We start from the raw sequence: 9,461 nt of genomic DNA, 5'->3' as shown, positions 1-9,461 counted from the left end.
CGTCAGCGTGCTGGGAGGTGACAGATGACGGACGAACACCCCGAAAAGCGCGATCCCGGAAAGGACGACCCGGCTCAGCAAGCCCAGCGTCGCAGCTCCGGTGCGGTACGCGCGCCCGGAAAAGGGCCCGTGAGGTCGTTCCTCGTCAATGCGTGGCGCGTGTCGCTACTGTTCATCTTCTGGAACACAGTCCGCGTGTTCGTGTGGCTCCGTGAACACATCCGCCTGCCCGGCCGCATCGCGGGCGACGGCCGTGAACTGGCCGTTCGACTCTGGGTTCTCGCCTGGCTCACCTTCGTCTGGGTGTTGCTGTGGGGCACGGTGTCGTGGGCCAACATCATCGGCGGCATCGTGCTCGCGCTGGCCATCTCCATCCTGTTGCCGCTGCCCCGGGTGCCGGTCGAGGGTCGCATCCACCCGGTGTCGGTGCTGTGGCTGGTCGCACGGCTGATCGTCGACTTCTTCGTGTCGAGTGCGCAGGTCGCACGGGCCGCGATCCGACCCGGCTACCGCCCGCTCGGCGCGGTCATCCGAGTGCGGGTGGCAATCAAGTCCGACATGGTGCTCACTCTCGCCGTCGACTATCTCAATCTCGTGCCCGGCACCATGGTGCTGGAAATCGACCACCGTCGTCGGCTGATCTACGTGCACGTCTTCGACGTCCGATCGGACAAGAAGGTGCGCGCGTTCCACCGGCAGATCGAGTTTGTCGAGCGAATGTTCATCAAGGCATTCGAGCGCGATAGCGAATGGCATCCGAGCCCGTACCACGGCATCGACGACGACTATCACCACGTACGCACCGCCGAGCGGGCGTCGATCAAAGCGGAGCAGAACCGATGAGCGTCGTCTGGGTGATCGTGGCCGCGCTACTGCTCGTCGCTGCCGTGCTGACCGCTGCCCGTGCGCTGATGGGACCGACAACCCTCGACCGCCTCGTCGCGCTCGACACACTCATCGCGCTCGCGATGTGCGGTCTCGCCGTGTGGGCTGCCTACAGCGGCGACACCACCGTGGTACCCGGCGTCGTCGCGCTCGCGCTCCTCAGCTTCGTCGGATCGATCGCGATCGCCCGCTTCCGAGTTCGGGACGACCAGACATGAGGGGGCAACGACCATGATCGTCGACATCGTCAGCTCGGTCTTCCTCATCCTCGGTGCACTGATGGCGTTCACCGCGGCGCTCGGGGTGTTCCGGTTCCCCGACACGTTGAGTCGAATGCACGCGGCGACCAAGCCCCAGACGTTCGGACTGTTGCAGATCCTCCTGGGAGCGATCATCCAACTCGGCGACAACGTCGACGTGGGAATGTTGATTCTCGCCGGCCTCTTCGCAATCATCACGGCACCGGTGATCGCGCATAGAATAGGCCGATTGGTATACCAGGAACAACGTGCCCAGGACGGATTGATCGCGAAAGAACGTTTGGACCGGGGCGATATCGACTGATCTCGTCACAATCACCTGTGAAGCGTCGCTTCCTACACAGTGTTCGGTCACAATTATGTGGGGGGGGATTCGTCCTCGCGCCATCCGCGCGAACGATGAGCACGCGGAGGTGAAGGAGTGGCGTCGGTGGCGAAGCGGTTTGATCAGCGCTCGCTCGCGATGGTGTGCAGCCAGGTCGGTGCTGTCCCACTCATCGCATTCGGGCTCTCGTCGAATTCCTTCCTCATTCCCGGCACCCACTGGGTATTGGTCCTCGTCGGGATCTTCACGCTCTTCTCGGTTGCGCTCACGGTCCGCGCCGGCAAGCTCACCGATCGGCAATTCACGCTCGACGGTTTCGGCGGGATGCTGGGGATCGCGGCTTCTGCGGCCGTCATCGCCGACGATGGCTCGGCCATCGCCGTTCTCGTCCTGATCGCCGCGGTGCCCGCCCTCACCGCCATGGCATCGCCGCAACGTCTCGTGGTCAGTTTCGTCGTCGCGGCAATGGCTCTCGCGTGCGCGGTCATGGCCGCACGCGCCACATCGCCGACCGCTCTGGCCGTCGGGGGTGGCGCGGTTCTGATGGCGATCGCAATCCCGACGATCATGGTCACGATGCTGCGTCGCACCCTGTTGTCGTTGCTCGCGGAGCAGGCGAGACTGAGCATCACCGATCCCCTCACCGGGGCCCTCAACAGGCGAGGCCTCTTCGACGGCGCGGCAGCGATGTTCCGCTCGGCCCACCGGGCGGGCAGAAGCATCGCGATGCTCGTCATCGACATCGACCACTTCAAACGCATCAACGACGCCCACGGTCACGCCGCAGGCGACGCGATCCTCGTCGATGTGACCACACTGCTGCGCGACAACGTCCCCGACGACGCTCTGGTCGCGAGAACGGGCGGCGAAGAGTTCACCGTGCTGGCGGTCGTCGACGACGAGGGGCAACTGCGCGACATCGCTGCACGGCTGTGTCTCACCGTGCACGCACATGCGGGAGTCACGATCAGCGTCGGCGGCGTAACCGCCGACCCCGAGGAACTCTACGACGACGACTCCGCACAGACGCCTCATGGCCTCGACCAGCTCATCGCTCCGGCCGACCACCTTCTCTACGCCGCAAAGCACCTCGGTCGAAACCGGTCGGTCGTCTCGTCTATCGCCGAATTCAGCTGGCGCGCCGCCGATACAGCGGCGACGCGGCCAGGTCGTGCGCCTGCCCTTCCGGCGACCTCTGGCCCAAGCACACCGCGCGAACTCGCGGATACCGCCGCCATCAGCCGCGTGCGGACGAGGAGAGAGTCCATGATCGAGATCCTGCACCCCTACTACGACGCCGCGCGGATCGCGCAGCTCACCGACGCGTCACACCGCGAGCTGGTCGACATGTGGCCGTCGGCGATCGAGGAACTCCGCGCGCTCGACGCGCTCGAGCACATCGAGCCGGGGTCCTCACCACACGGGCTCGTCGACTTCGACGACCCCGCCGTCATCGACGACCGCACACGGTACGTCCTGATCAACTGGCGGAACACTGTCGTCCGAATGCCCGACGCCGAACTGTTCTACCGACTCAAAACAGCGCGCAACCGATTCTTGCTCACCGGCTCCGAGCAGGAGCGGTGGCATGACGCCACGGTCGCCGTCGCGGGACTTTCCGTCGGCTCGTCGGCGCTGGCATCGTGCGCGCTGACCGGTGCCCGCGGTTTCCACATCGCCGACTCTGATCGCCTCTCACCGACCAACCTCAACCGCATGTCGGCTTCGATCTGCGACGTCGGACTCTCCAAGATCGACATCGCCGAACGCCGCATCCTCGAGGGTGATCCGTACTCGTCGGTGACGCGGTTCGAGCACGGCTACGCGACCGACGTGGCCGACGAGTTCCTCGGAGTGGCTACGGGCAAGCCGGTCTCGGTGATCATCGAGGAGATCGACGACGTCGCGATGAAGATCGACATGCGTCGGCGCGCTCGCGCGGCACGCATTCCGGTGGTCAGCGTCACCGACATCGGCGAGAACGTGATGCTCGACATCGAGCGATACGATCTCGATCCCGAGTACCCGATCTTCCACGGACGCGGCGAGAAATTCAGCCCTGCCGACGCCGCCGACCCGACGCAGCGACTCGACATGGCGATGGCGATCGTCGGCGACAATCTGACGTCGCGGATGGCGTTCTCCGCGGGCCAGGTCGGTCGGAGTCTCGCCTCGTGGCCGCAGCTCGGCTCGACCGCTGCGATGTCGGGTGGCCTCGCGGCCGCGGCTGCCCGCAACATCGTGTGCGGACGTCCGGTGGTGTCCGGACGCTACGTGCTCGACATCGAGCACATGATTCTGGCCGAGCGCGAATACCACGAGATGCAGTGGAACGAACTCGCCCCCGATGTGTTCGCCGCGGTCTTCACCGAGAGCGCGGACGGGCGACCGACGACCGGTAGGCCGCTCGCTTCCGAATAGCGTCGTCCGAACAGCGTCGTCGAAATCGGTCACGCGACATCGACGGAATCCGCATCGAATGCGTGGGACATTTGCCGGAATTCCGCGCACATTGTTCTCCACACCGCCGGTTCCGCATGACGCGCAAGTGCATCGCGGTCCCAGAACATGGCCTGTGTGCGATACCTTTCGTCCGGATACGGCGTGGACGGAATGTCGGTATCCACCCGACCGCCACCCGACTGCCACCTGGCAAGCACGTAGTCGGCTGCCGTGGCGAGCATGTGTCGGGTGTCCGTCGCCGCCATCAGTATCAATGGTGTGCGAGCGAGAAAGCCCGCGGCCGCCGCTGCGTCGCCCGACGTCGGATCGACGAACGCCGACTTCACCTCGATCAGCCCTCCGGCAAGGCGCGCGCCGATCGCTCTTATCAGCGCCGACTGCCCTGATTGACCGTCCCATTCGGTGACCGCATGCGACTGATGCGGCAGCGTATACGGCCCCTGGACCCGCAGCCCACCGACGACGTCACCCGCGGTATCGACCACCGCACAGAACACCGTGGTGCTCGAACCGTCGCAAATCGCGTCGTAGTCGAGTGCGTCGTCGACACCTCTAGCCGAGTACGCGGCGTGGGCGCGACCGAGGTACTCGTGCCAGAGGTCGGGAACGATACTCGGCGATGCGACGATCATCCTTGCATCGCTGGTGACGTCCAAGACGACGATCGGATCGAGCAGGCCGGGGATGTTCGGGGCAGGGCTCGACAAGGGCACAACAGCTGGCATGGCTGATTTCCTTCAGGGGGTGAGAGGAGACGACCCTCTGATTGTGCCGGTTTCCTACCGGAAAGCGGCAAGTGAAATCAATTACCCGCAAGACCCAACGGCACACACACTGTACGCAAAAGACATTTTCGCGACGATTGTGAACGGCGCGCATTGTCACGCGCGCATTCTCAATCCAGTTCCGACACCACCGATGCAACCACGGCACGCATGTCGCCGGTGTGCTGGTAAACGCTGCGCTGGCGCTGGTAGCTGGCTCCGTGATCGACGATGTCGATCACGCGCGCGAGTTCGTCGATGCACCCGAGTTCCTCGGCGATCGGCTCGAGTCGTTTGAGCAACACGGTGAGGTCGTCGGTCACAAGCCGCTCATCGCAGTCGGAATCGAGAATGACGATGGCCTCGAGTCCGTAGCGCGCGGCGCGCCACTTGTTCTCCTGCACCAGCCACGGCGCCATATGCGGCAGCTCTTCACCTGCCGACAGCCGACGATCGAGATCGACGACGAGACAGTGGATGAGCGCGACGATCGCCGAGAGCTCCACCAGATTCGTCATTCCGTCGCACACCCGCACCTCGATGGTGCCCAGGTGTGGTGAGGGGCGGATGTCCCACCGGATCTCGTTGAGGTGATCGATGATTCCGGTGGTCTTCTGATCGGCGACGAACGCCTCGAACTCGTGCCAGGTCTGGAACTGAAACGGCAGGCCCGCGGTGGGCAACTGCTGGAACATCATGGCGCGGTTGCTCGCGTAGCCGGTGTCCTGACCCGACCACATCGGAGACGACGACGAGAGCGCGAGGAGGTGCGGGTAGTAGTTGAGCAGCGACGTGAGGATCGGCAGCACCTTGTCGCGTCGATCGATACCCACGTGCACGTGGACACCCCAGATCAGCATCTGCCTGCCCCACCACTGGGTGCGATTGATCAACTCCGCGTACCGGTGCCCCTCGGTGAGCAATTGAGTCGACCACTCCGCGAACGGATGCGTACCTGCGCCGTAGAGGTCGACGCCGAGCCGGTCGGTGATCGACCGCACGACGTCGAGTGTTGCCGAGAGGTCGTCGATCGCCTCACGCGTCGTCGTACTCACACCGGTCACCAATTCGACGGTGTTGCGCAACAGCTCCTTATGCACCTTGCCCGCACGGTCGGGGGCACGGCGACCGACCTCAGCGAACAGCTCTGCCGCCGAGTTCGACAGATCACCGGACACCTTGTCGGTGAGCGCGAACTCCCACTCGACGCCCAGCGTCGGAGTCGGCGAACCGGAGAACTCGATCGGGATGATCTTCGGCATCGATCAGGCCTTCCGCTCAGACCGGTGACGCCCGTACAGGCGCAGCCCAGACCGGTACCGGTGCCGCGTCAGCCCTTGACGGTGATGACGCCGCATGCCAGACGCGAGCCCGCGTCGCCGGTCTTCATCGTCTCGGCGTCGGGCGTCGGTGCGTAACGAGTCGGGATGTTCGCGAAGTTGTCGGGCTTCTCGTGGATGATGATCGACTTGCCTGCGACCTGATTGAGGTTCACCGAGTCTGTCGTGGTCACGGTTTCGCCGGTGCCGTCTGCAAGCACGTTGATGGACACGAGGTCGCCGCTCGACGGATGACCGGTGTGACCGTCGACCTGCAGATGGCCGCCCGCCGAAGAGAACGGCGTCGAACCGCTTGCCTCGCACACACCGTTCTCGTGGATGTGCATGCCGTGGAAGCCCGCCGCGATGCCGTTGCTGACCTTCACGTCGACGCGCAGCGACGATCCGCTCGGCGTGAACGTCGCGGTGCCGACGGTCTGGCCCTTGGTGTCCTTGAGTTGGGCGGTCGCCGACTCCTTGGCCGAGTTCGGGATGTTGTCGGCGTCGTCGACAGATCCGGGAGGTGCCTGATTGCCGGTCACAACCGACGGCGTGGTACCGGGGGTGTCCGACCGCGGCTCGTCGGGAGTACAGCCGGCAAGTGCCGCGGCGATGGCGCCCGCAGCACCGAGCGCGAGCACGCTGCGCAGGGTCTTCGAGCCAAGTGTCGAATTGCCGGTGGTCATGAAAGCTCCTAGAGATCCGTTGGGCCGTCGAGTGAACATAGTCAGGTGAAGAGTCTTGCCGTGTCAGAACTCATCGGGTGACCACCACCACCGCGATACCGTCCCGACACATCGTGAACGACGACGGGCGCTGCTCGACACTGGGACTCGAACCCAGCGCGGTCGCCACCTTCTGTGCTTCCGCCTTCTGTGACGAGTCACGGTAGAGGATGGTGTTCTCGGTGAAGCTGCCGCCGTCGTAGTTGGACGGGCTGGACATGGTGAAGCCCTTGGCCTTGAGGTCGTCGGTGACCTCCGATGCCAGACCAGAGACCGACCCGGCGTTGATCACGCAGAGACGCTCGCTTGTCGAGGCGCTCGTGGCAGACGACGACGCGGGAGCCGACGTGGTGGCAATGCTCGCCTGAGCTTCGCGGAGGCCTTCTTCCGGACTCTGTCCCGACGTCGCAGCGGAGTGCCAGCCGAGTCCGACGAACACGACAGCCACTGCGAGGAGCAGCATGGCCCCGGCCCGCAAGGGAAGGCGATTGGGCTCGCGATCAGCATTCATCACCGATGACCTTAACGCACGCGCGGCGGGCAACCGCGCTCAGCGCTACGTGATGTCGAAGCCGAGCCGCCGCGCTGCGCGGGCCTTCTGACGCGATGCACGCAGCCGCCGCAATCGCTTCACCAGCATCGGATCGGCGGCGAGCGACTCCGGACGATCGACGAGCGCGTTGAGTACCTGGTAGTACCGCGTTGCCGACAGACCGAACAGCTCTTTGATCGCTTCTTCCTTGGCCCCCGCGTACTTCCACCACTGACGCTCGAACGCCAAGATGTCGTGCTCGCGTCGCGACAGACCATCCGGACCCACCTCGTGAGGACCGACGGATTGGCCGGCCGCACTCTGCGTTGTCGGTTCGGGTGCGTTCTCGGGTTGATCACCGTGCTTGCGACTACGCGCTGCTGCGCCGTCCATCTTGCTCCCTCACGCTCGCCTCCGGCCCTACCCGCGTCGGCTCCTCGACGGGGTCAATCGGCGTACCACTCCGGTGACAGAACTCGGGCTACGAGTGCGCTGACCGTCGAATGACACCGATGTGGTTCGTGACCATCTAACCACGCCCGCAAGCGGTCGACCGCGTGTGACTCGCCCGGTTCGGTCGCTCTTATCGAGCCGATCACAGAAGGCCCAGGGCAGTCGCCGTCATCCGCGCGCAGTAGGCTTTTCACTCATGTCTGTGCTTCCGATCTGCATCGTCGGCGAGCCGGTCCTGCACCAGCAGACCGAGTTGGTCGAACTCGACGACGACGGTCGTCCGTCTGACGAGATCGTCACCCTCCTCGACGACATGTACGAGACCATGGACGCCGCGCACGGCGTCGGCCTCGCCGCCAACCAGGTGGGCGTCGGCAAACGGATGTTCGTCTATGACTGTCCCGACGGCGAAGCGGGTCGCGCCTCGGCACGTCGACGGGGCGAGGTGATCAACCCCGTCCTCGAGACGTCGGAAATACCTGAGACCATGCCCGATCCCGACGATGACGAAGAGGGCTGCCTGTCGGTGCCCGGCGAGCAGTTCCCCACCGGCCGCGCCGAGTGGGCGCGCGTCACCGGCGTCGACCGCAACGGCGACGAGGTGGTGATCGAGGGCAACGGCTTCTTCGCCCGCATGCTGCAGCACGAGACCGGACACCTCGACGGCTTCCTCTACGTCGACGTCTTGATCGGACGCAACGCCCGCGCCGCCAAGAAGGCGATCAAGAAGCACAAGTGGGGCATTCCGGGCCTGGCCTGGATCCCCGGCGAGCAGGCCGACCCGTTCGGCCACGACGACGTCGACTGACCCCACCATCGACCCCGACCATCGACCCCACCGACGGGACACGCGATGAGCGAGCAACACTCGAGTCCCGATCCGGCACGTCTTCCGCCTGCACGTCTTCCTACCGACGCCTACCCCGGCGACCGAGTCGTCGTGCGGTATCTGCTCGGCGACGCGTCACCCGCAGACTGGCGGCACTCACCGAATCCGGCTCCCGCGTCGACGGCAGCGCCCACGATGTCCGACGTCACGGGGTTTCTGGTGGAACGCCCCGATACCGAACGCACCGATACCGAGGACCTCGACTCGACGCTGCTGATCGAGCGCGACGGAACTGTCGAGTCCATCCCGCGCGGGTCGGTCGTGTCGATTCGCCTCCTGTCGGCACAACCGGTGCGCAACAGCGCGATTCGCGACCTCGAGCATGCGGCGGCGCTCGCATGGCCGGGCGTCGAGTCGACCTGGATCGACGGCTGGCTGGCGCGTGCGGGTGCAGGATTCTCCCGTCGCGCGAATTCTGCTGTGCCACTAGACCGTTCAGCACGCGCCGACGCCCCCACTCTACGTGCCCTCGGCTCCTGGTACGCCGAACGGGACCTGCCCGTCCTGCTGGCACTGCCCGAGCGGTTGATCGCGGCGCGCACCGTCGGGGGCGAACCGGCCAGCCCCACGGTTCACATCCTGACCCGCGACCTCGACGACTTTCCCGGTGCCACAGATGATTTCGCGAGTATGACAACGGGCCACGTGCGCGTAGCAGAACTCGATGTCGAACTCGCTCCGACACCGAGCACACGGTGGGCGCAGTCGTACAGCCGCGGCAGAGACACCGATCTCGTTGCCGCCGTGGTCGGTTCGGCACAGGGGCCGGTGACCTTCGCGACGGTCGTCGACGAGAGCGGGACGCTGATCGCGACCGGCCGAGCAGCCGTCACCTCGTCGCCGTCC

At 65.3% G+C, this 9,461-nt stretch carries 11 protein-coding genes; 6 read left to right on the top strand and 5 right to left on the bottom strand.

Annotated elements, in window-relative coordinates; translation table 11 throughout:
* Positions 1 to 24 precede the first annotated feature (24 nt).
* From B3T59_RS24110 to B3T59_RS24095, 4 genes are all read left to right on the top strand, one after another.
* Positions 25 to 843, top strand: a complete 819-nt coding sequence (locus tag B3T59_RS24110; protein WP_287005331.1) for a Na+/H+ antiporter subunit E — start codon at positions 25 to 27, stop codon at positions 841 to 843.
* Positions 840 to 1,103 carry a monovalent cation/H+ antiporter complex subunit F gene (locus tag B3T59_RS24105; protein ID WP_005206691.1) on the top strand — a complete coding sequence of 88 codons (264 nt, stop codon included), beginning with the start codon at positions 840 to 842 and terminating at the stop codon, positions 1,101 to 1,103. The genes B3T59_RS24110 and B3T59_RS24105 overlap by 4 nt, the downstream gene beginning before the upstream one ends.
* Before the next feature lie 13 nt (positions 1,104 to 1,116).
* Positions 1,117 to 1,449 (top strand): monovalent cation/H(+) antiporter subunit G, encoded by a 333-nt coding sequence (mnhG, locus tag B3T59_RS24100; RefSeq protein ID WP_005206692.1) that lies wholly within the window; start codon positions 1,117 to 1,119, stop codon positions 1,447 to 1,449.
* Between the two features lie 126 nt (positions 1,450 to 1,575).
* The gene (locus tag B3T59_RS24095) at positions 1,576 to 3,891 is read left to right on the top strand and encodes a diguanylate cyclase (RefSeq protein WP_287005330.1); all 2,316 of its coding nucleotides are present in this window, start codon (positions 1,576 to 1,578) and stop codon (positions 3,889 to 3,891) included.
* A 29-nt stretch (positions 3,892 to 3,920) separates the two neighbouring features.
* Here the strand turns inward: B3T59_RS24095 and B3T59_RS24090 are convergent, their stop codons facing one another.
* The 5 genes from B3T59_RS24090 to B3T59_RS24070 all read right to left on the bottom strand — a co-directional run bounded on the left by B3T59_RS24090 (position 3,921) and on the right by B3T59_RS24070 (position 7,666).
* Complete coding sequence (locus B3T59_RS24090) at positions 3,921 to 4,658, bottom strand: hypothetical protein (RefSeq protein WP_287005329.1); 738 nt, start codon at positions 4,656 to 4,658, stop codon at positions 3,921 to 3,923.
* A 170-nt stretch (positions 4,659 to 4,828) separates the two neighbouring features.
* On the bottom strand, positions 4,829 to 5,959 hold the full coding sequence (locus B3T59_RS24085; RefSeq protein ID WP_287005328.1) for a glutamate--cysteine ligase: 1,131 nt from the start codon (positions 5,957 to 5,959) through the stop codon (positions 4,829 to 4,831).
* Between the two features lie 68 nt (positions 5,960 to 6,027).
* Positions 6,028 to 6,702, bottom strand: coding sequence for a superoxide dismutase[Cu-Zn] (gene sodC / locus B3T59_RS24080; RefSeq protein WP_287005327.1), 675 nt, complete (start codon positions 6,700 to 6,702; stop codon positions 6,028 to 6,030).
* Positions 6,703 to 6,772: 70 nt separating this feature from the next.
* On the bottom strand, positions 6,773 to 7,252 hold the full coding sequence (locus B3T59_RS24075) for a LytR C-terminal domain-containing protein (RefSeq protein ID WP_287005326.1): 480 nt from the start codon (positions 7,250 to 7,252) through the stop codon (positions 6,773 to 6,775).
* 45 nt (positions 7,253 to 7,297) lie between these two features.
* On the bottom strand, positions 7,298 to 7,666 hold the full coding sequence (locus B3T59_RS24070; protein WP_287005325.1) for a DUF3263 domain-containing protein: 369 nt from the start codon (positions 7,664 to 7,666) through the stop codon (positions 7,298 to 7,300).
* Positions 7,667 to 7,922: 256 nt separating this feature from the next.
* Here B3T59_RS24070 and B3T59_RS24065 point away from each other — a divergent pair, with 256 nt between their 5' ends.
* On the top strand, positions 7,923 to 8,534 hold the full coding sequence (locus B3T59_RS24065) for a peptide deformylase (RefSeq protein WP_287005324.1): 612 nt from the start codon (positions 7,923 to 7,925) through the stop codon (positions 8,532 to 8,534).
* Between the two features lie 45 nt (positions 8,535 to 8,579).
* Positions 8,580 to 9,461: GNAT family N-acetyltransferase, cg3035/Rv0428c family (locus B3T59_RS24060; RefSeq protein WP_287005323.1), on the top strand; the 882-nt coding region annotated here is incomplete at its 3' end.

Source organism: Gordonia sp. UBA7860, assembly GCF_002500165.1.
Taxonomy (GTDB): domain Bacteria; phylum Actinomycetota; class Actinomycetes; order Mycobacteriales; family Mycobacteriaceae; genus Gordonia; species Gordonia sputi.
This window is presented reverse-complemented; position numbering and strand designations above follow the sequence as displayed.

What these genes read in the sequence shown, in the direction of transcription:
- B3T59_RS24110 (WP_287005331.1), top strand. Translation starts at nt 25, where the DNA reads ATGACGGACGAACACCCCGAAAAGCGCGATCCCGGAAAGGACGACCCG.
- B3T59_RS24105 (WP_005206691.1), top strand. Translation starts at nt 840, where the DNA reads ATGAGCGTCGTCTGGGTGATCGTGGCCGCGCTACTGCTCGTCGCTGCC.
- mnhG (WP_005206692.1), top strand. Translation starts at nt 1,117, where the DNA reads ATGATCGTCGACATCGTCAGCTCGGTCTTCCTCATCCTCGGTGCACTG.
- B3T59_RS24090 (WP_287005329.1), bottom strand. Translation starts at nt 4,658, where the DNA reads ATGCCAGCTGTTGTGCCCTTGTCGAGCCCTGCCCCGAACATCCCCGGC.
- B3T59_RS24085 (WP_287005328.1), bottom strand. Translation starts at nt 5,959, where the DNA reads ATGCCGAAGATCATCCCGATCGAGTTCTCCGGTTCGCCGACTCCGACG.
- sodC (WP_287005327.1), bottom strand. Translation starts at nt 6,702, where the DNA reads ATGACCACCGGCAATTCGACACTTGGCTCGAAGACCCTGCGCAGCGTG.
- B3T59_RS24075 (WP_287005326.1), bottom strand. Translation starts at nt 7,252, where the DNA reads ATGAATGCTGATCGCGAGCCCAATCGCCTTCCCTTGCGGGCCGGGGCC.
- B3T59_RS24070 (WP_287005325.1), bottom strand. Translation starts at nt 7,666, where the DNA reads ATGGACGGCGCAGCAGCGCGTAGTCGCAAGCACGGTGATCAACCCGAG.
- B3T59_RS24065 (WP_287005324.1), top strand. Translation starts at nt 7,923, where the DNA reads ATGTCTGTGCTTCCGATCTGCATCGTCGGCGAGCCGGTCCTGCACCAG.